Here is a 20,522-nt window from a genome sequence, read left to right as displayed (position 1 = left end):
ACGTGAGGAGGGCCCATGACCCGGCCCGTCATCGGCATCAGCACCTACCAGGACCCGGCCCGCTGGGGCGTATGGGAGATGCCGTCGGTCCTGCTGCCCGCCGCCTACCCCCGCCTGGTCAGGGCGTCCGGCGGCCTCGCGGTCATGCTGCCGCCGGACGACACCGCCGATGCGGCCCGGGAGACCGTCGCCGCACTGGACGCGGTGGTCATCGCGGGTGGCGCCGACGTCGAGCCCGCCCGCTACGGCGCCGTACCCGACCCCCGCACCGGGCCGCCCGCCCGCGAACGCGACGCCTGGGAGCTTGCCCTGATCCACGCCGCGATCGAGGAACATGTACCGCTGCTGGGCATCTGCCGGGGCATGCAACTGCTCAATGTCGCCCTCGGCGGCACCCTGCACCAGCACCTCGACGGCCACACCGGCGGCCACGGCGTCTTCGGCGACCACCCGGTGACACCCGTACCCGGCACCGCGTACGCGACGGCCGTTCCGGAGCCCATCGTCGTACCCGCCTACCACCACCAGGCCGTCGACCGCCTGGGCACGGGCCTGACGGCCGGCGCCCACACACCCGACGGCACGGTGGAAGCGCTCGAACTCACCGGTCACGACAGCCTGGTGCTGGGCGTCCAGTGGCACCCCGAGATGGGGACGGACACGCGCGTGATGACCGCTCTGGTACGGGCGGCGGCCCGGCGCCGCACGACGCGCGCAAACGCGGGGCCCCGCTCGCGACCGCCGTCCCGCGCGACTCTCTGAGAGGGCGTTGCATTCAACGTGGCCGGTGGTGTCCGTGTCGCGGCTGACAGCGACGTGCAGACCCGTCTGTAACGCGCGGGGAAAGCTGGTGGCTCAGCTCGGGTTCAGGACCGAGTCGTCCAGCGGGCGGGCCCCGGGCAGCTGGTGCCGGGCCGCGATCAGCGCCGCGTCGATGTCGCGGGTGCCGGTGGACACGCACAGCGTGTAGGCGACGTCGTTCATGCGCTGGCGCACCTGCGCGCTGTCCGCGCGGGAGGCGTCCACGGCGGCGAGGGCCTCGTACTGGTCGATCAGATCCCGCAGCACCGCGGGGTGGGCCATGAGCATCAAAGAACCGTCCTTCTTCCACCTGCACCAACTGACCAAGGTCTGAACCCCTGTACCCGATCCTCCGCCCCACACTCCCCGCCTGCCACACACGGCCCAGAAACGTCTGCAGGTTGAGGGCTGCGGCGTCGCTTCGGGCTTGCACTGCCGGTCCTGTCAGCGCTTGAAGTCCGTCTCTTCGATGCGGGTCTGCACCGTGCGGCCGGTCTCCCACACGTTGGCGCCCGGGACCACTTCCGGCGTGGGGATGTCCGCGCGGCTGTGCCGCTTGCCGGGGGTCGAGATGCCGAGCCGCTCGTCGCGGGCCTGGACCATCGCGTCCGAGGCCTGTCCGTCCTCGGTGAAGCCCATCATCAGCTGCGGGATGCCGTAAGGGAAGTCGTCGCGGTCGTACTGCCAGGTGTGGAAGGTCTTGCCGTAGGTGGTGACGAGGTCCTCGAAGTAGGCGTGCTCGGCCAGGTCGGGGATACCGGGGGCGACCAGGCTGCCCGACTTCACTTCGTAGTGGTGGCTGTGCCACAGCCGCTTCTCGTCCTCGGGCAGCGAGCGGAAGCGCTCCTCGCTGATGATGTACTCGATGCCGATGAGACGGGCGTCGGGGGCGTTGCGGTCGAAGATGACGCACTGGTGCAGGTCGTGCTCGAGGTGGATGCAGAAGTGCGTCGCCTCCACTTGGCGGCCCATGTCGTCGGCGTACATGTGGAAGCCGTTGAGGTAGGTGCTCATCGCGTCGAGCGGGTACTTCGCCTGCATCGCCCCGGCCGCCGCGTCCAGGACGCGGTGCTTGAGCGGATGCCCCTTTCCGATCTTGCTGATCGTCGCTGCCTTGCGGCCCAACAGGAGCGCGCCCACGGCCGTCATACCCGCCGCGGCGCCAAGGGCGATGGACACGGCCGTCCCTGGGCCGGAACCGGTCGGGCGGTGCTTTCGCTGAATGGAAGACATGGGCAGTGGGTACCCAGTGCCCGGCGGCCGTAACAAGCCACACCCCAGTGCCACAAACCCGGTCCGTGGACGACCAGGAGTGGCGGCGCCGTCCAGCCCTGCGACACCGATCCAGCGCGCCGGTGGGCCGCCGATCCGACGCCCAGGTGGACGCCGTTGCCTTCACGGTGTCTCGACGGTGTGGTCCGGGTCCAAGTTCGTCGGCCTCGGGACCGCCTCCGTCCGGGAACCGAATGGCACGAGACCGTCCGGGCCGACGAGGTCCACGCACTGCGCGAGCACCACGCCCTGGCCCCGTGCCGGGCGGCTGGTTCAGCCCCGGCCGGTGAGGTCCTGGTATGCCGAGGCGTCGAGGAGGTTGCCCAGCTCGCCGACGTTGGTCAGGTCGATCTCCACGAGCCAACCCTCACCGTAGGGGTCGTCGTTGACCGTCTCGGGGCGCGCCGCGACGTCGTCGTTCACCGCGACGACCGTCCCCGAAACCGGAGCGTAGAGGTCGAAGGCCGCGACCGTGGACTTCACCTGGCCCATGCACTGCCCCGCGGCGAGGGCGTCGCCCGCCCGGGGAAGGTGGGCCGAGACGACGGCCCCGAGCTGTTCCTGCGCGTAGTCGGTGATCCCTGCCCGCACCCCGTTCTCGGCGGTCCTGAGCACCCACACATGCTTCTCGGTGTATCGCAGCTCTTCCGGGATCACCGCTCCTCCTTCGTCGTACGTGTCCAATGCCCGGTAGAACGACGCGCTGCCCCGGGGGACACGATCCGCTCGGCCGGACCAAGGACCCCCGGGGTACGGGCGTGACAGGGGCAGACCTCGGCCGCCCCGTCAGGACCGGTAGCCAACTCCGCCCAGGCGGTCGGCGCTCACCCAGGATGTCCACGACCCGCCGTTGCCCGCCGCTCGCGGCCCAGCTCCTTCGGCCTGCTGCCGGCTGTCCACGGGGTTGCGGCGAGCGTCAATGATCGCGACGGCGCGAAGCGGCCGTTGCTCTGGGCCAGGCTGGACCATCCGAGCGTGCGGAAGGTCCGGCCGACCAGGGTTTCGCCGGCCGTCTGGTCGAGTGGACCACTCAAATCCTCGGCCGCGAGCCGGAGATTGTCCGAAAGGACCCCGGCCGGCGGGGCTTCCAGGTTCCCTCAAACGGTGGGCGGTGGAAGGCACCTTCTCGTGGCTCACCGTCCACCGGCGCCTCGCCCAGGACTACGAAACCAGTTCGGCCCACTCCTAGACCATGATCCGCTGGGCGATGATGGGGGGCCTGAGCGCTCTTCGACCCGCAAGGATCACCGGGACGGCGTCACCGGCTCGGGCGCGTACACGCTCACCACCGTGGCGTACCTGATCACCTACTCGACGAACCGACGTCACCACCGAGAACCTCTCGACCGAGACGACGATGCTGCCATCTCCGGCATCACCTATTGACGGTCGGCTCTCAGCAGTTGGTTTCGGCTTGGTCGTGAGCCGTTCCAGCGATGTCCAGCCATACCGGGCCCGCACTCCTCCCCACGGTCCGGAACCAGTCAGTGAGCAGAGCTGCCGCCCGGGGCGGCCGGTCCCAGGTGCCCTGCCGATCTCTTGCACCAGCGGCACCGACATGCACAGCCGGTGCGGTAGTCGGCCATGCCGACTACCGCGATCATTCTGCCGCTTTGGCGCTTCTGTTCTGGTTCGCATGGAAACGCGCCTTCTTCTGGCGGTTGCCGCAGGTGTTCATGTCGCACCATCGGCGGGTGCGGCTTCTACTGGTGTCGAAGAAGGCGGCCCGGCAGGTCGGTGAGGCGCAGAGGGCCAGCCGGCCGTCTCGTTCACCTGCGACGATGGCGATTGCGTCGGCGGCGATCACGCCCAGAGCATCCTCCAGGGCGGAGGCTGGTCCCAGCTGCCAGCGGTGCTTGCCCTCAGGTGTCAGCATCGCGGTGGCCCGGCCCTGTCCGCTGCGGTCATTGAGCGTTCGTACAGCGCATGCGGGCAGCGGGTCCTGGAGTGCGGCTGCGGTGGCGGCCGCGTGGATCGACTCCCTCAATTCCCGAGCGAGGTCGAGCTGGTCGGGAGTGCAGGTGTCCACGTCGAGGCCGTAGATCGCCAGCCAGTCGACCAGCCGTCGCGGCGTGGGGATGCGCTCCACGGCCTCGCCATGACGCTCGGACAAGGTCCCGGTGAAGCTGGTCGCCAGTACGGCTCCGAGGCGGAAGTCGGGAAACTCGGCACGCATGGAACCACCATAGCCGGTTGCGCGCAGACGCAAAGGCGCGCTAGAACCGTCATAGCCGGTTCGCAACGTCATGCGGCCGGTATCGCGATGACCAGGAGGTCCCATGTCTCGCCCCACCGATGACGTGTACGCATTCACATCCCGCACCACCGACGCCGAACTCGACGACCTGCGCGCGCGCCTGTCCGCAGCGCGACTGCCGGAGACCGAGACGGTGGACCGCGCCGCACCGGGTCCACGCCGGTGGGATCAGGGCGTACCGCTCTCCGACCTCGTGGACGTCGTCCGCTACTGGCGCACCGGGTACGACTGGCGGTGGTTCGAGGAGCGTTTGCACGCGATCGGCCAGTACCGCACGACCATCGACGGCCTGGGGATCCACTTCCTTCACCGCCGATCACCACGTACGGATGCCACACCGCTGCTCCTCACCCACGGCTGGCCGGGCAGCATCGCCGAGTTCGTCGACGTTGTCGATGAACTGGCTGACCCGAAGAACGCCAATGCCCCGGCGTTCCACATCGTGGCCCCGTCGCTGCCGGGCTTCGGTTACAGCGACAAGCCGGTGACCACCGGGTGGGGGGTCGGAAAGATCGCGACCGCATGGGTGGAACTCATGCGAAGGCTGGGCTACGAGAGGTTCGCAGCCCACGGCGGCGACTGGGGAGGCGTGATCACCACCGTCCTCGGCGGCAGGTTCCCCGCGCAGGTCCTCGGCATCCACACCACGCTCGCGCAGGCACCAGCCGGGCTGACCACCGAAGGGCTGACGCCGGCCGAACGCCAGTGGGCCGAGGAGACCCGCGACTTCTGGCAGCACCGTTCGGCGTACGCGAAACAGCAGGCGACCCGACCGCAGACCATCGGCTACTCACTCGTCGACTCACCGGTCGGGCTTCTCGCCTGGATCCTCGACAAGTTCGCCGAATGGACGGACACCGGCGACAGTCCGTTCGAAACGGTCTCCATCGACCGAATCCTTGACGACGTCACCCTGTACTGGCTGACGCGGACCGGCGCGTCAGCAGGCCGCATCTACTACGAGAGCCACGGCGGCGTCAACGCCCTCGACCCCGACCTCCGCGTCGACGTCCCGTCAGCCATCACCATCTACCCCAGCGACATCGAGAAGTGCCCACGGCCCTGGGCACAGCAGCGGTACCAGCGGATCGTCCGATGGACGACTCCCGAAGCCGGCGGCCATTTCCCGTCGCTGGAAGTGCCCGAATACTTCGTCAAGGACCTCCAAGCAGGCATGACGGCGGTACTGGCCGCCAACGGCCGATGAGCATGCAAACGAAACGCTGTTGGGGCGCCGCTTCCCGTCTCGGCGAGCTGTGCGGTCCTGCTGGAGCTCATCGCGTCGCCGGAGCCCCGGGAGTTTCAAGTCCCGCCCGCCGCGGTGCACGGTGTCCAGGTAGACCTGGCGCTCGGGAACGTGCACTTCGCCGAGTGCGCCGCGGAGGCTTCCGCAGAGCCTGGTCAGATACTGCGCGGGCGGTATCCCTCAGGCAGTCCCGTGCTTGAGGCCCAGGCCACCGCGGAACCCCATGTCGTCAGGCCCCTCGGACACCGATGCGTCCGGGCGCCAGCGGTCGACGGGCACTACGCCCGGCTCCAGCAGTTCGAGTCCCGTGAAGAATTCCTCGATCTGCTTCTGCGTGCGCAGCACCACGGGCTTGGAGACTTTGTTCTGCCGGTAGAAGGCCGATGCCTCCTCTGCCCTGACGGGGTCCGCGTCACCACAGGCATGGGACAACGCGACATACGAGCCGGCCGGGAGAGCGTCCACGAGAACCCGCAGGACGCCTGCCGGGTCCTCGTCCTCGTCGAGGAAGTGCAGGATCGCGGCCAGGACCAGGCCCACCGGACGGGTCATGTCGAGTGTCTCGGTCACCTCGGGCGATGCCAGTACCGCGCGCGGGTCACGCAGGTCGGCTTGGAGGTAGGTCGAGCGGCCCTCGGGTGATATCGGGGTGAGCAGCGCCTCGGCGTGCCGCAGGACCACGGGGTCGTTGTCCACGTAGACGATCCGGGCCGACGGCACCATGCCTTGAGCGATCTCGTGCAGGTTGGGCCGGGTGGGGATGCCGGTGCCGATGTCCAGGAACTGCGTGACACCCCCCTCTTTCACCATGTGCCGTACGGCGCGCGCCATCCACGCCCGGTTCTGCTGCGCGCTGCGCTGGATTTCCGGCCACCGCTGGGCGATGCCCTCCGCGACGGCCTGGTCCACCGGATAGTTGTCCTTGCCACCGAGGAGGCTGTCGTAGACCCGCGCCGGGTGCGGCTTTCCCTGTTCGAACGACCCGTTGGGGAACACACGATCTCCTTCACGCGATGGCACGTTCGGTTCACACGACACGCAACAACACTCTGGCCAGAGCTATTTGAACACACTGGGTAGTGCGAGCCCACCCTTGCTCTCTGCGAACGTCTGCCAACGCGGTCGATGCCCTGGGCCGCGCCGGCCGGGTTGCGCAAATGCGGCCGGCACGTCAAGGGCGAGGGTCGCGTGTCGCGCCGTCCGGAGGCGTCGGAGGCCCCACCCCTCCCTCCGAGGACTTCTCGTGGCCCGGCCGCACCTGGCTGCCGACCGCTGGGGCCTCTACGCCGAGCGACCTGATCGACGAGCTCTCCCCGCTCTGGTTGCCCTACCTACTCGGGGCGGCCGTCGGCGAGCCACTGGGCGAGGCCGTGCAGGCCGGTCGCCCAGCGGCCGAGGTCGGTGGCCTCGGCGTGGGTGGTGACGACGGTGAGCAACTCGGCCACCGCCTCGTCGGACCGGTGGGCGTCGTTGAGGGTCAGGGCGCGGAATACGCGTACGGAGTCGGAGTCGGGGAACTCCTTGCGGGCGCGGTCGAGCACCACCAGTGACTCGTCCAGCTCGCCCAGCCATCTGAGGGTGCTGGCGTACTGGCACAGGCACCGGCGCAGGACGTCGCCGTCGAGGCCGAGGGCGAGCGCGCGTTCGTAGTAGCCGCGGGCGGTCTCCTCCTGGCCGGCTGTGTCGTAGGCGCCGCCCACTTCGTACACGAGGACCGGGTGGTCCGGGTGTTCGGCCAGCAACGACTGGAAGTAGGCGATCGTCGGGGCCATGTCCGCCCGGTCGCGCCGGTCGTAGCCGCGTTGGATCGCCTCGGCCAGTTCTGGCGTCACGTCGGTCGTCATGGCCGCGCCCCCTCTCAACGTACGAGTCCGAAGGCCGATCCTAGAGGAGCCCCGCCTGGCCTCGTACGATCACGGCGATGCCGCCGACCGGCCGCTCGTCGCGGTACTGGGCGATCTGGAAGGGTGCGAAGGCTTCGCTGCCCACCTCGTCGGTGACGACGAGCAGCAGTTCCATGGCGCGCTGCTCCATCGGGCCCAGCGTGAGCGTGTGGGTCAGTTCGTTCTGGCCCTGGGCCTCTTCCCCGGTGGTGGTGTCCTTCAGGGACAGCCAGGCGGAGGCGGTCACCGGGCGCAGGCGCTCGTCGTTGGGGATGTTGCCCCACAGTTCCGGGGGCATCGGGCGGACGCCGATCTGATACGTGGCTTCGTCGTCCGTCGGGTTCGTCGCGAGGAAGGCGAAGGGCTCCGGCGCGGCGGGGGCGGCCGGCAGGACGGCCAAGTTGTGCTGGGCCCAGTGGCGGTCGTTGACGGGGTCCGCAAGCCCTCCGGCGGCGACGTTGTCCAGCGGGTGCCAGACCTTGGCCAGGAGGCAGATGTGGTTGCCCGAGCTCGCCGGGATCCGCGCGGTGAGGGGTGTGGTCTCGGCCCGGCCGCCGTGCGGGGGCACCGCGACCGGGGAGAACCCCATGAACTTCGCCGGGTCGGGGATGACGGGCCCGCTCACCGGCTTGGACCACCACAGGCCGACGTACGCCATCGAGGGGCTGTTCCCGCCCTGCCAGTTGCCGATGGCCACCTGGGCGGTCAAGTCCTGTCCGGGCTGGAACGCGGTCAGCGGCTGGATTCCTGAACAGAGGTACCAGCAGACGCCGTTGGGGACCGGGCGTTCGCCGTGGTCCTCCCCCACGTCGGGCAGGTCGGGCGGCGGGTAGCTGTGGATGTAGAGGTAGGGCCGGTCGTTGCCCCCCTCGTGCCGGTCGTCGCCCCCCTCGTGCGGCTGTTGCTCGCGGCCTCGATCGGTGTCCATGGCTGGGTCCTCACAGGTCCTGGTAGGCGAGGATGTCGACGCCCACCGGGTCGTCCTCGATCGAGCCGCGGGTGGCCCAGCACGGATGGGCCGTGCCCCGGTCCGCGTCGAGGTCGAGGTTTGTGTCGCCGGGTGTGCCCCGGGCGGCCTCCTCCCACCTGCGTACGCAGTCGGGGCCGGTGGCCGTGAGGACGATGCCCGGGTCGGCGCCGACGGGAACGGTCTTCGTGTAGTCGACCGGGTGCTCCATCTCGGTCCGCGGATACCGGTAGAACGTGCGGACGTCGTCCGTCTCGGGGCGATGCGGCTGCAGGGTGTCGCTCGGTACGGCGAGGAACTGGTGGTAGAGCGGGAAGCCCAGCCGCCCCTCCGGGTAGATGAGGCCGCAGCCGGACAGGTAGGCGGCCGCCTTGCCGAGTGCCTCCCAGAGGCGTACGTGGAGGTCGAACAACTGGGAGACCAGCTCGTCGAGTTGGGACACCCTGGCGGCCGCCGCGAAGCCGCTGCCGGTGAGGGGTTGGCTCTGCGAGGCCAGCGCGTCCTTCTCGGCCTGGCTGAGGTCATTGGTGAACGCGTTCCGCCAGTTCTCCGCCACATGCTTGTCCCAGAACGTGCAGCTCTTCTCCTCGCCCCACTCCTCCCAGCACGGGCCTCCGAGCAGTACGGCGAAGCAGAGGAACGCCAGCACGGCCAGGCAGAAGCTGCCGCAGGCGCTCTCGCTGTCGGCGGTGCTGTCCGTCGCCGTCGGGGGCCCCACCTGTCCGCCGCCGTATCCGTGGTAGGTGGTCGGTTTCACCCCGGGCCCGTGGGCGTACGGGGGTGTGGCCGTCTCCGGGGTGACGGCCGGCTGGGGCGGGTGCGCGGGGTCGGCGAAGAACTTCGTGACGAAGGAGGCGGGTGGCAGGGCCGGCGGGGGCGGCTGGACGAAGGTGTCGAGGAGTTCGAGCTGCCTGATCAGGCGCCCGTAGCCCAGGGCCGGATCGGGCACCGGGCTCAGCCGCGACAGGTCGTACGTCTCCCTCAGCGTCCTCGTGAGGAAGTCGGCCGTCTCGCCGGGCAGGGTCGCCTCCGGTGCGTTGTCGAAGCGCAGGGAGTCCGCGATTTCGCGGCAGCTCCGTACCTCCGGATACCGCTCGCCGCACCACGATCCGATGGCGTTACGGGCTATGCGGTCCCGGAGCCGGTGAGAGCGGCGGGGTCCGCCGACGACCTGGGTCAGGTAGACGGAGCCGACGGCGTTCGCCGAGTAGCCGGACAGGATGCCGAAGGCCAGGGCGCGGGTCTCCCCCGTACGGGCTTCGCCGAACGCGGTACGTACGAGCGCGTCGGTCCTGCGGGCGAGGAAGACGTCTCCCCACCCCCACTGGGACACTGGTTCGTCCTGCTGGCGCGGGTGGCGTGGGATGTGGGCCATGGTCCGCAGGCGTTTGCCGAGGCTGTCCATCCGGAGGAACGTGCCCTTCGCGTCGCTCGTGGCGTGGCGGAGGCTCAGGGTGGCCTCGCAGAATCTCGACGCGGCTTCGGGGCTCGACGGGTCGGACAGGGCCGTCTCGATCTCGCCGCGGATTCTGCCGATCTCGGCGTAGAGGGCGAGGCCGTCCGTCCACATCCTCGCCGCTTCCTCGAGCAGGTCGGCCTCGGTGCCGTCGGATGCGGCGTGGGCGAGGACGTGGTCGAGCAGGGCGCCGAGTCGGGCGTGTGCGGGGTGGTCGGCGCAGTCGTCGACGAGCTGGTTGCGGGCCGCGTCGAGTGCCGGGTCGACGGGGGCGGCCGTGAGGGTGTTGAGCTGCTGCGACAGGGCGACGACATGGGTTCGGGCGTCGATCATGACGCACACCCCTTTTGGGTGTCGGTGATGACCCACCGGTTTTTGGGTGTCGGTGCCCACCGGACGAGTTCCGCGACGGGTGCGGTCGGGCGGTCGGCGCGGTGCGCATTCCCTGCGGCCGGCCGGGCCTTCGATCGCGCGTTGCGGAATTCTCGAAATGGCCTGTGTCACCAGCATCGCGCCGTTCCGCGCACCCGGCAACTCCGTCATGGGCCGGCCGCCGGCCGTGCCGACGCGGGTGCGGTCAGCGCCGGGCACGGCGGTCAACTGCCCTGTTGATAAGGGCCGTTCATAGCCTTCCGCCCTCAGTTCCGGGTCATGGGGCCTCGTCCTTCATGAAGTGGGCGGCGGAGTCGGTCAGATCCGATGGGGCGGCCATCGCCGTACCCAGAACGAATGCCGTGGTGAACAGAACGGTTGCGATGAGCTTCGTCAAAGTCTCTGTACTCCTCATAACTGCCGGGAAAGCCGACCGCTTGGTCTAGGCGCGGCGAATCGTTCCTGCCTGCCTCTTCATCACGCGGACGATCGTTTCTGCGTGGGGCGGTTCCCCGAGGAGCGGAGCGACCGGGCCGGAGAACCCTTTCTCCTCGCTGTTCTTCACGGGCTCGGCGGACGGGTGCTCGTCGGTCCAGAGCGGTCGCAGCCCGAGCGGGTACCGAATCTCCTCGTACTTGTCCGAGTGCGTGGTGTGCGCCGCGTGTTCGGTGCCGGCGCTCGGCAGCGGGGCGGGGCGTGCTTCCCGTTCGATGTCCTCCAGGCGTCTACGGAAGTCGACGTGCAGCTCGTCCATCGTGTCGAAGAAGCTCTCCAGCAGAGAGCACATTCCATACCTCCTGTAGCCACACCGACCGCCGGCTCCCTCTGTGCCGCACTCGATCGTGATCGTTTAGGGGATTCCATGGTCCCCAACGACTCCCACCACCGAAAGGAACGTTCCAAACGGGTGACGCCGCGACACGGGCGGCCGGCCTCCTGGCCTTGGACGGCAGCGTTCACATCGCGTGTATACACAGCGCCGCGCAGGAATCGTTGGGAAAGCAAGAGACACGGATCTCGGTTTTCCTCACATTCTCTCTTTTGGAGGTAGACTGCCCCCATGCCCAAGAACATCACGGTGGACGACGTCACCCACACCCAGATCACCTTGCTCGCCCGCGCCTGGGACGTCACCCCCGGGGAGGCGGTGCGCCGACTGGTCGATCACTTCCAGCGCCCCTCCCCCGCCGCAGCCCCATCAGCCCCTGCGAACAACCCGGTTGCCGTCCATGCCATTTACAACGGAGCGCACGTCCCCGGTCTGTACGATCCCGCAACCCAAGCGCTCACGATCACCGAGGGCCCGGCGGCCGGCACGTACCGTACCCCCAGCGGGGCAGCCAGCGCGGTCCTGCAAGCCCTCAAGCCACATGTGAAGCCCAACCGCAACGGCTGGGGCTTCTGGGTCCTCGACGACAGCGGTGAACTCCTCCAGACACTCCGCCGACGCTGAGCGTGCGACACCTCCCGATCCTCCGATTCTCACCCTTGCTCACGAACTCTCACGCATGCTACTATCGGTGCTCAATCGCGGCGGTGGCGCTGTACCGCCATTGCGCGCACGATCCTGGGAGTGGCATTTGCACACCGACCGAGACTCGCTACTGAGCCAACGCTCTGCCCTCATCCTGCTTCTCGGCGTGCTCGTGGGTATCGGCGCCGGAACCGTGGCCGCGCTCGGAGGTGCCGACCCGGCCACCGCCGTACTGATCGGCGCAAGCGCCTGCGGCGCAGGCATCACCTTCTTCAACGCCACCATCGCCTAGAGCTCGTCCAGCCTCTGAACGGGGTCGGTTCTTCCTGGCCGAAAGGCCGTTCCAGGTCCCCGGCCTCGTGCGCGGTGGGGACGACGGCTTCGGCGCGGGGCCGAGAGGCTAGGGTCCAGTTCATGTACCCGGTCAGCCGTTCCAGTTGTCGTCTCGGTCTGCGTGAACTCGCCGACGAGGACGTCGACGCCCTGCTGGCCATCTATGGCAGTGCCGCGGCGACCGAGCACATGGCCTTCGAGCCGCGCACGCGCGGGCAAGTCGAACAGATCGTGGCCGGGTTCGTCGCGTCGGCAACGCAGACGCCCCGGACCCAGTACGGGCTGGCTGTTGTGCAGCAGGACTCGGGGGAACTGATCGGGTTCGGTCGGCTCGCCACCGATCCTCATCAGCCGCGCGGGGCCACGATGGGTTTCGCGCTCCGCCCCGACACCTGGGGTTCCGGTCTCGGCCTCGAAACGGTCCGCCTGATTCTCGGTCTCGGGTTCGAGGAGCTGGACCTGCATCGGATCTGGGGAGCACGGTCCCCACTCAACACGGCGTCGGCGAGAACCTTGGCCGCCGCCGGGATGGTGGAGGAGGGGACCATCCGCGAGCACATCATCAAGGCCGGCCGATGGCGCGATTCCGTCGTCCACGCCATCCTCGACCGTGAATGGAAGGACCGATCCGCGCGGTAAGGCCCCGCCCGTCACGTAGAAGAGGTGGGCAAGTCGGCGACGCAGCTCACAGCGTGTCAGCCGATCGGACCGGCCCCGGCGGGGAACTGTGGGGTCATGACGACACAGCTCGGACTTCCCGAAGACATCCAGGCCTGTCTCTTCGATCTCGACGGGGTGGTCACCAGGACGGCGGTGGTGCACGCCGCCGCCTGGAAGGCGACCTTCGACGCCTTCCTGCGCGAGCGGGACGGAGCGGATTTCCGACCCTTCACCGATTCCGACTACGACGAGTACGTCGACGGCCGCCCCCGGGCCGACGGCGTCCGCTCCTTCCTCGCCTCCCGGGGCATCGAACTGCCCGAGGGCACCCCCGACGATCCACCGGACGCCCGGACTGTCAACGGGGTCGGCAACCGCAAGAACGAGCTCCTGCTGGAGAAGATCCGTACCGACGGTGTGGAGCCGTACGAGGGCACGCTGCGCTACATCGACGCGGTTCGCGCCGCCGGGCTCGCCACCGCGATCGTCTCCTCCAGCGCCAACACCCGCGACGTGCTGCACTCCATCGACGCCGAGCAGCTGTTCGACGTAAGGATCGACGGCGTGGTGGCCCGGGAACGGAGCCTGCCGGGCAAACCGCACCCCGACACCTTCCTGGCCGCCGCCCGGGACCTCGGCGTGGACGCGTCCCGGGCCGCCGTCTTCGAGGACGCGCTGGCCGGCATGGACGCGGGCAGGTCCGGGCACTTCGGCTTCGTAGTCGGCGTCGACCGCGTCGGGCAGACCGACGCGCTGTACGCCCACGGCGCCGACCGTGTCGTCAAGGACCTCGCCGAACTCGGAGGCAGCGCGTGATCACCAACCGCACGTACACCGTCGAGCCCTGGCGCGTACGCGAGACGGCTCTCGACCTCGATCTCCTGGCGCAGAGCGAATCCGTCTTCGCCCTGTCCAACGGGCATGTCGGCTGGCGCGGCAACCTCGACGAGGGCGAACCGCACGGGCTGCCCGGCAGCTACCTCAACGGGGTGTACGAACTGCACCCGCTGCCGTACGCCGAGGCGGGCTACGGCTACCCCGAGTCGGGCCAGACCGTCATCAACGTCACCAACGGCAAGCTGCTGCGGCTGCTGGTGGACGACGAGCCCTTCGACCTGCGCTACGGGCGGCTCCGCAAGCACGAACGCACCCTGGACTTCAGGCGCGGTGTGCTGGAGCGGAGCTGCGAGTGGACCTCCCCGGCGGGTACGACCGTCCGGGTGCGTTCCACCCGGCTCGTCTCCCTCACCCAGCGGGCCATCGCCGCCGTGCAGTACGAGGTGGAGCCCGTCGACAGCCGGACCCGGGTGGTCATCCAGTCGGAGCTGGTGACCAACGAGAGTCTGCCCTCGGCGGACGGCGACCCGCGGACGGCTAAGGCGTTGCAGTCCCCGCTGGAGCCGGAGGAGGACCAGGCCGTCGGGTCGCGGCTGCGTCTCGTCCACCGCACCCGGCGCAGCGGCCTCAGGGTGGCCGTGGCCGCCGACCACGTCGTGGACGCCCCCGGCGAGATCACCACCAGCAGCGAGAGCAACACGGATGTCGCCCGCCTGACCATCACCTCCGTCCTGGACCCGGGACAGCGGCTGCGGGTGCAGAAGACCGTCGCCCACGGCTGGTCGGGGGCCCGTTCCCGGCCCGCTATGAGCGATCAGGTCGAGGCCGCACTGGCTGCCGCCGCGCACGGTGGCTGGGACGAACTGGTGGCGCAGCAGCGGGCCTACCTCGATGACTTCTGGGCCCGTGCCGACGTCGAGGTGCACGGCGACGAGGAGATCCAGCAGGCCGTCCGCTTCGCCCTCTTCCATGTGCTCCAGGCCGGTGCCCGCGCCGAACAGCGGGCGATCCCCGCCAAGGGGCTGACCGGTTCCGGTTACGACGGCCACGCGTTCTGGGACACCGAGATGTTCGTGCTGCCCCTCCTCTCCTACACCGAGCCCAAGGCGGTCGCCGAGGCGCTGCGCTGGCGGCAGGCCACCCTGCCCGCCGCCCGGGACAGGGCCACCCAGCTCGGACTGCGCGGTGCCGCGTTCCCGTGGCGGACCATCGACGGCTCGGAGGGCTCCGCGTACTGGCCGGCCGGCACCGCCGCCTTCCATGTGGCCGCCGACATCGCGCACGCCGCGGTGCGCCACACGGCGGTGACCGGCGACAGCGCCTTCGAGCGCGAGACGGCCCTGGAACTCCTGGTGGAAACGGCGCGGTTGTGGCGCTCCCTCGGCCATCACGACCCTCACGGTGTCTTCCACATCGACGGCATTACAGGGCCGGACGAGTACAGCGCCGTCGTGGACGACAACACGTACACCAACCTCATGGCCCGCTCCAATCTCCTCGCCGCGGCGGACGTGTGCGAACGCCACCCGGAGGAGGCGGCCCGGCTGGGTGTGAACGAGGAGGAGAGCGCCGCCTGGCGAGACGCCGCGGAGGCCGTGCACATCCCCTACAACAAGGAGATCGGCGTGCACGAGCAGCACGCCGGCTTCACCCACCACCAGCGCTGGGATTTCGCGAACACACGCGCCGACCAGTACCCGCTGATGCTGCATTTCCCCTACTTCGACATCTACCGCAAGCAGGTGATCAAGCAGGCCGACCTCGTGTTGGCCATGTACACCTGCGGCAGCTGGTTCGAAACCCACTGCGACGACGACCAGCTGGCCGCGAACTTCGCCTACTACGAGCCGCTGACCGTACGGGACTCCTCCCTGTCGGCGTGCTGCCAGGCCGTCGTCGCCGCCCGGACCGGGCATCTGCGGCTGGCCTACGACTACACCGCCGAGGCCGCGCTGATGGACCTGGCCGACCTGGAGCACAACACCCGCGACGGACTGCACATCGCCTCGCTGGCCGGTACCTGGATGGCGCTGGTCGCCGGATTCGGCGGCACCCGACGAGACGGCGACAGCCTCCGCTTCACGCCCCGGCTGCCCGAGAAGTTCAGCCGCCTGGCCTTCCGGCTCCAGTTCCGCGGCCGGTGCCTCCAGGTGGAGATCGAGCCGGACAAGGCGATGTACTCGCTGCTGCTCGGCGATCCCCTGACGATCCACCACCACGGCGCGGAGGTCCATGTGAACGGCGAAGAGCCCGTCACCCTCCCGATCTCCCCGCCGAAGCGGCGGCCCACGCCCGAGCAGCCACTGCACCGCCGTCCGGGTGCCACCGACCGGCTGGACCCCCGTGCTACTTGACGCACTCCAAAAGGAGAGGGCGGCCGGGCGTGCCCGGCCGGCCGCTCGAAGCCGTCGGCGCCGTCCGCACGTTGGATGCCGGAATTGAGCGGGGGGTGGGGTTGAGTGCGGTCGGGTGCCCGGCTTGGATGAGCACCATGACCCACGACAGACTCACCCACCCCAGTCGCCGCTCCCTGATCGCGTGGAGCGGCGCGGGCGCGCTCACCGCTGCCGGCGTGTCGATCGGCACCGGCACAGCCTCCGCGGCCACGCACCCTACGCCGGGCTCGGCGCTGCTGGTGCCCTCGCCCCGGCTCGACCTGAACAGCGCGGCGGACAAGTGGATACGCGAGAAGCCGCTGCGCGACGCGACGATTCTCCAGTCCTTCGGCTACGACAACGCCAACGGGCACATCTACCTGGCGCAGGTGACGCAGGGCGGACTGAAGCTCGCGGGCGAGTCCGCCCCCGTGAGCGCCACCGAACGCAACCGGCACGGCGATCTGACGATCACCAAGTGGGACATGTCCGGGAACACGCTCGGCTACATGTACCTGCGCGGCTTCGGCCACGGCATGAGCATCGGCGTCGAGCCGGTCGGAAGCACCGCGTATCTGTGGACCGAGACGAACGGCCAGATAGTGCAGGACCCGGTGTACCCGGACGACAAGGAGAGGGAGACCAGTCGCGGCCAACGGCTGGCCCGCTTCCCGTTCGTCAACGGCAAGGTCCTCGACTTCGGGTCCGCCGGACTCGCCACGTACCAGCCGGTCCCGGGAAGCTCGACGTACACCGCCTCCGTCGACCCGGTCTACGGCCGCCTCGCCATCCGCTTCCGCGACGCCGACGGGGCGTTCGTCTTCCAGGTCCACGATCTGGACCTGGCCCGCCTCGGCGTCTGGACCCAGCCCCTCGCCAGTATCCGCGAACCCAGGCTCACAGCGGTTCCCGGATGGCCCCTCTCCACGTACGGCGACCCGTTCCTCCAGGGGTACGCGGTCGTCGGCCGGTACCTCTACATGCTGCACGGCAACAGCTACAACTCCACTCAGCAGGTCGGCGACGAGAGCGTCGTGATCTCCCAGCCGGGCGTCGGCAACACGTTCATCACCTCGGTCAACCTCGCCACGGGCGCCCTGGACCCCGCGCCGCCCGTCCCGTTCAAGGAGACCGTCAACCCCGCCCACACGGCGGCCGCGTACACGCTGGAGTACCGCGAACCGGAGGGGCTCGGCGTGTACATTCCGGACCCGGCCAAGCCCGGCGTCTTCCAGATCGGGATGGGCTTCGCCTCGGGCAAGGCGGGGGCGCGCATGGCGACGATCTACGGGAAGGCGGGGCTGATCCAGCCGTCCTGATCCGGGTCGGCGGGCCGGCACACCGCCGGCGCCGGCAGGCGGGGCAGTGAAGTGGCCGTCAGGTGAAGGCCGCACCGGCGGTGAACGGTGAAGGATCTTCCCGCCGTACTCCTTCCGTTGGTCCGGCCTCACTACTCTCCAGTCGCCCGGTCCGGCACAGGAGAGGTACGTCATGAGCACCCCGGTCCACCGCACTCCGACTCGGCAGTCGGCCCCGCCCTCGGCCCGGGAGCGGGGCCGCACCGGAGATCCGTCCCTCGTCTCGCCGGGCCACCCGCTCCTCGCGATCCAGGCCAGCCTCGGCAATCGAGTCGCGGTCGCGGCGGTGCAGCGCGCCGACGAAGCCGCCAGGAGCACAGCAGCGGAGAACACCGCTGCCCTCCCGGCTCCCAGGAGTTACCGCGACCGGATCGCCGCAGTGCTCGACAAGGTCAAGAAGAACCTCGAACTCATCGACACCTTCGTCAAGGGCATCCACGTTCCCGCCAACGCGGGCTTCGCCCAGCAGGCATCCGCGACCGCGAGCGAGGGGCTCAAGCATTCCACCGGCGCGTCGGGGACCGCCGCCGCATCGGAGAACCTCGTCACGGAGACGGCCGGCGCCCTACTCAGTGGAATGGAGGCGGTCAAAGCCAGGAAGGACGCCACGAAGCACAAGGACGGGGCCGCCTTCCACACGGCGGACAAGAAGGCGAACTCCAAGACGGCCGACGCGGTCGTCGGTGCCGCCGGAGCGGGGAACTACGCGCTCGGCATCGCCAAGGAACTGACGAAGGCGCAGATGGCGGCGCACGCCGCGACGGCATCCGAGGTCAGCGGTATCGGCTCCGGCGTGGTGGGAGCGGTGAAGGGCGCCCGCGCGGCGACACGGGTCGGGCTGACCGCTCGCAAGTACCACGCCCTGAAAGGGCTCGAAAGGCACGACCGCACCGACGAGGAGGCCATGGCCCGGCTGGATCTGGCCCGCCGGGAAGCCGAACAGGCCGCGGACGACGCGTACGTCGCGCTGGACGGTCACTGGGACCACGAGGGCGAGGACCGGATGGCCCGTGTCTCCCAGGCCATCGATGCCGCCTGGGCGGCGACGGGCGCCGCCCGTGACGCCGCCGCCGACATCCGGCGCGCCGAAGACGCGAACACCATGAACACCGTGCACACGTACGCGCTGGGCAAGCAGCGCAACAAGATCGGCAAGCAGGCGGCCACCGCCGTGGGCGAGTCCGCCAAGGCCGCGGGCGGCATCGTGACGGCGGTCGCCGCCACAGCGGGCGGAGCCGGTCTGGCGAGCAATCCCGTCGGCTGGGGCCTGGCCGCCGGAGCAGCCGGCCTCATCCTCGGCGTCACCGCGTACAAGGCGGGCCGCGCGGGCATGAAGCGGTACGACGGGGTACGCCACCCGGAACGCTGGGCGGCGGCAGACGAAACCCCGGCTCCGCCCGCCTCTCGGCCCGACGCTCTGAAGGAAGCCTTGAAGTTCTGGAAAAAGGTCGAGAACGGCGAACGCCAGGCCATGGCGCGCAGGATCTACGGACTCGCGGCGGGAGCGGGTATCGAAGGGAGCGGCCAGACGTCGTCCGGCATGCGCGACTCGGCCAGGGCTCTTCTCGTCGCTCTCAAAGCGGGCCCTGACAACCATGGCTTGACCCCGGACGAGTGGGCGGAGTCCCTCAACGACCCCGACAGGAGTGCCGCGTGGGTCAAGGAGATCGCCGAGCAGTTGTCCTCGGCCTGACCCGCGCACATGGCAATGGCCGGCTGAACGCACGCGTGCGTGCGGAGAGGGCGCGGGACGACACACGGTCTTCGCGGGCGATCAGCACCCTTGCCCGGATCGGGGGAAGGGAACTGATCACAGCGCAGTCGTGTCACAAGGGAGTAGGCCATGGTGACGAGCCGGGCAGAGATGAAGTTCAGGCATCCACGTCATGAGCGGCGAGGTGAGGCACGGCTCCCCGCTGTCCTGGCGACCCTTGTGGCGATCGTGCTCTACCTGGCCCTCCCGCAGCAGCTGCTGGTCGCTCCGCGGTTCGTCCTGCCCGGACTGGAAGTACTGCTCCTCGTTCCCCTGGTGGCGATCAATCCCCGGCGTCTGACCCGCCAGACCCGGACGTTCCGCGTGCTGTCCCTGACGCTCGTGCTCGTGATCGCGGCGAGCAACATGACCGCGCTGGGCATCCTGATCCACGAACTGATCCACGCCGGGGTGAAGGACGGCCCCGGGCTGCTCACGGCCGCCCTGCAGGTGTGGCTGACGAACATCATCGTGTTCGGGCTGGCCTTCTGGGAACTGGACCGGGGCGGCCCCGTCACCCGGACGCAGGCGCCCCGCGACGAACTGCCCCTGGCGGACTTCCGGTTCTCCCAGGACGAGAACGACGACGCGGTCCAGGAGGTCGCCGACGGAGCGAGCGTCTCCTCGGACTGGGTGCCGACCCTGGTGGACTACCTGTACATCTCCGTAACCAACTCCACCGCCTTCAGCCCCACCGACACCATGCCGCTCTCCAGCCGCGCCAAACTGCTGATGAGCATCGAGAGCATCGCGGCACTGACGACGTCCCTGCTCGTCATCGCCCGCGCCGTCAGCATCCTGCATTGACCGGGCGCAGCGCTGCGATCACGGTCTCGTTCGGGTGAACGCCGTGTGAGCGGGGACAACGTCTGACAGTTCGTCCCTAGGGTTCGTCATGCGAAGTACGCGGATTGTCTGAGGGGTGAGGTGCTCATGCGCGCTGAAGCGGTCGAGCGGGTCCGGCTGGTGTTCACGTTGTTCGATGCCGATGGGAACGGGGCGATCGAGGCCGACGATTTCGAGCTGATGGCCCGGAGGGTCACGGCTGCGGTTCCTGAGGCGGGCGCGGAGAAGCGCGATGCGATGGTGACTGCCTTCCGGACGTTCTGGAAGGCTCTTGCCGAGAACGCGGACACCAACCGCGACGGCAAGGTGGACCCCGAGGAGTTCCGGACGGTGGTCCTCGACCCGCAGCGGTTCGGTCCGGCGCTCGCGGAGTTCGCCGGGGCGCTCACGGGTGTGGCGGACCCGGATGGTGACGGGCTGGTCGAGCGGGAGACGTTCATGGCGGTCATGGCGGCCATCGGCTTCGCCCAGCCGAACACCCGTGCCCTGTTCGACGCGCTGGAGCCCGTGGGCACGGAGCAGGTAGCGGTCCCGGCCTGGAGCGAGGCCATCAGGGAGTTCTACACCCCCGACGCGACCGGGGTATCGGACCACTTGGTCGGACAGCCGGTGGGCTGAGAGGCGGGACCGCC

The 20,522-nt window shown here is 69.4% G+C and carries 20 protein-coding genes; 11 read left to right on the top strand and 9 right to left on the bottom strand.

Translation table 11 applies throughout. From position 1 onward, the window contains the following. Positions 1 to 15: 15 nt before the first annotated feature. The gene (locus NEH16_RS30905; protein ID WP_265546399.1) at positions 16 to 762 is read left to right on the top strand and encodes a gamma-glutamyl-gamma-aminobutyrate hydrolase family protein; all 747 of its coding nucleotides are present in this window, start codon (positions 16 to 18) and stop codon (positions 760 to 762) included. Positions 763 to 855: 93 nt separating this feature from the next. Here the strand turns inward: NEH16_RS30905 and NEH16_RS30900 are convergent, their stop codons facing one another. From NEH16_RS30900 to NEH16_RS30885, 4 genes are all read right to left on the bottom strand, one after another. Beyond that, positions 856 to 1,089 carry a DUF5133 domain-containing protein gene (locus NEH16_RS30900; RefSeq protein WP_265546398.1) on the bottom strand — a complete coding sequence of 78 codons (234 nt, stop codon included), beginning with the start codon at positions 1,087 to 1,089 and terminating at the stop codon, positions 856 to 858. Between the two features lie 156 nt (positions 1,090 to 1,245). After that, entirely contained in the window at positions 1,246 to 1,980 is a 735-nt protein-coding gene (locus NEH16_RS30895; RefSeq protein ID WP_265546397.1) for an OBAP family protein, read from the bottom strand. A 366-nt stretch (positions 1,981 to 2,346) separates the two neighbouring features. Continuing rightward, positions 2,347 to 2,730, bottom strand: coding sequence for a glycine cleavage system protein GcvH (gene gcvH / locus NEH16_RS30890; protein ID WP_265546395.1), 384 nt, complete (start codon positions 2,728 to 2,730; stop codon positions 2,347 to 2,349). A 943-nt stretch (positions 2,731 to 3,673) separates the two neighbouring features. Beyond that, positions 3,674 to 4,249 (bottom strand): CGNR zinc finger domain-containing protein, encoded by a 576-nt coding sequence (locus NEH16_RS30885; protein ID WP_265547449.1) that lies wholly within the window; start codon positions 4,247 to 4,249, stop codon positions 3,674 to 3,676. Between the two features lie 103 nt (positions 4,250 to 4,352). Here NEH16_RS30885 and NEH16_RS30880 point away from each other — a divergent pair, with 103 nt between their 5' ends. Continuing rightward, positions 4,353 to 5,537, top strand: a complete 1,185-nt coding sequence (locus tag NEH16_RS30880; protein ID WP_265546394.1) for an epoxide hydrolase family protein — start codon at positions 4,353 to 4,355, stop codon at positions 5,535 to 5,537. Between the two features lie 219 nt (positions 5,538 to 5,756). Here the strand turns inward: NEH16_RS30880 and NEH16_RS30875 are convergent, their stop codons facing one another. The 5 genes from NEH16_RS30875 to NEH16_RS30855 form a co-directional block, all read right to left on the bottom strand. Continuing rightward, a complete protein-coding gene (locus tag NEH16_RS30875) occupies positions 5,757 to 6,572 on the bottom strand; it encodes an SAM-dependent methyltransferase (protein ID WP_073969315.1) in 816 nt (271 codons plus the stop codon). A gap of 335 nt (positions 6,573 to 6,907) precedes the next feature. Next, positions 6,908 to 7,420, bottom strand: coding sequence for a tetratricopeptide repeat protein (locus NEH16_RS30870; protein WP_265546391.1), 513 nt, complete (start codon positions 7,418 to 7,420; stop codon positions 6,908 to 6,910). A gap of 40 nt (positions 7,421 to 7,460) precedes the next feature. Continuing rightward, positions 7,461 to 8,387, bottom strand: a complete 927-nt coding sequence (locus NEH16_RS30865; protein ID WP_265546389.1) for a hypothetical protein — start codon at positions 8,385 to 8,387, stop codon at positions 7,461 to 7,463. A gap of 10 nt (positions 8,388 to 8,397) precedes the next feature. Continuing rightward, the gene (locus tag NEH16_RS30860; protein ID WP_265546387.1) at positions 8,398 to 10,215 is read right to left on the bottom strand and encodes a hypothetical protein; all 1,818 of its coding nucleotides are present in this window, start codon (positions 10,213 to 10,215) and stop codon (positions 8,398 to 8,400) included. Between the two features lie 481 nt (positions 10,216 to 10,696). Continuing rightward, a complete protein-coding gene (locus NEH16_RS30855) occupies positions 10,697 to 11,041 on the bottom strand; it encodes a hypothetical protein (protein ID WP_265546386.1) in 345 nt (114 codons plus the stop codon). A gap of 273 nt (positions 11,042 to 11,314) precedes the next feature. Here NEH16_RS30855 and NEH16_RS30850 point away from each other — a divergent pair, with 273 nt between their 5' ends. From NEH16_RS30850 to NEH16_RS30810, 9 genes are all read left to right on the top strand, one after another. Beyond that, positions 11,315 to 11,707, top strand: a complete 393-nt coding sequence (locus NEH16_RS30850; protein ID WP_265546385.1) for a hypothetical protein — start codon at positions 11,315 to 11,317, stop codon at positions 11,705 to 11,707. 187 nt (positions 11,708 to 11,894) lie between these two features. Next, positions 11,895 to 12,020, top strand: coding sequence for a hypothetical protein (locus NEH16_RS30845; RefSeq protein WP_265546384.1), 126 nt, complete (start codon positions 11,895 to 11,897; stop codon positions 12,018 to 12,020). Positions 12,021 to 12,142: 122 nt separating this feature from the next. Next, a complete protein-coding gene (locus NEH16_RS30840) occupies positions 12,143 to 12,700 on the top strand; it encodes a GNAT family N-acetyltransferase (protein ID WP_265546383.1) in 558 nt (185 codons plus the stop codon). A gap of 96 nt (positions 12,701 to 12,796) precedes the next feature. Then, positions 12,797 to 13,537 (top strand): beta-phosphoglucomutase family hydrolase, encoded by a 741-nt coding sequence (locus NEH16_RS30835; protein WP_265546382.1) that lies wholly within the window; start codon positions 12,797 to 12,799, stop codon positions 13,535 to 13,537. Further along, positions 13,534 to 15,912 carry a glycoside hydrolase family 65 protein gene (locus NEH16_RS30830; protein WP_265546381.1) on the top strand — a complete coding sequence of 793 codons (2,379 nt, stop codon included), beginning with the start codon at positions 13,534 to 13,536 and terminating at the stop codon, positions 15,910 to 15,912. The genes NEH16_RS30835 and NEH16_RS30830 overlap by 4 nt, the downstream gene beginning before the upstream one ends. 137 nt (positions 15,913 to 16,049) lie before the next feature. After that, entirely contained in the window at positions 16,050 to 17,252 is a 1,203-nt protein-coding gene (locus tag NEH16_RS30825) for a teichoic acid biosynthesis protein C (protein ID WP_265546380.1), read from the top strand. Between the two features lie 172 nt (positions 17,253 to 17,424). Continuing rightward, positions 17,425 to 18,984: a hypothetical protein gene (locus NEH16_RS30820; protein WP_265546379.1), complete on the top strand. Its 1,560-nt coding sequence runs from the start codon at positions 17,425 to 17,427 to the stop codon at positions 18,982 to 18,984. Between the two features lie 240 nt (positions 18,985 to 19,224). Then, positions 19,225 to 19,851, top strand: a complete 627-nt coding sequence (locus tag NEH16_RS30815) for a hypothetical protein (protein ID WP_265546377.1) — start codon at positions 19,225 to 19,227, stop codon at positions 19,849 to 19,851. Between the two features lie 126 nt (positions 19,852 to 19,977). Then, positions 19,978 to 20,508 (top strand): EF-hand domain-containing protein, encoded by a 531-nt coding sequence (locus NEH16_RS30810; protein ID WP_265546376.1) that lies wholly within the window; start codon positions 19,978 to 19,980, stop codon positions 20,506 to 20,508. The last annotated feature ends 14 nt before the right edge of the window (positions 20,509 to 20,522 follow it).

The sequence above is a fragment of the Streptomyces drozdowiczii genome, assembly GCF_026167665.1.
GTDB lineage: Bacteria > Actinomycetota > Actinomycetes > Streptomycetales > Streptomycetaceae > Streptomyces > Streptomyces drozdowiczii_A.
Note: the sequence above shows the minus strand (reverse complement) of the source record. Positions and strands in the feature narration are given on the sequence as shown.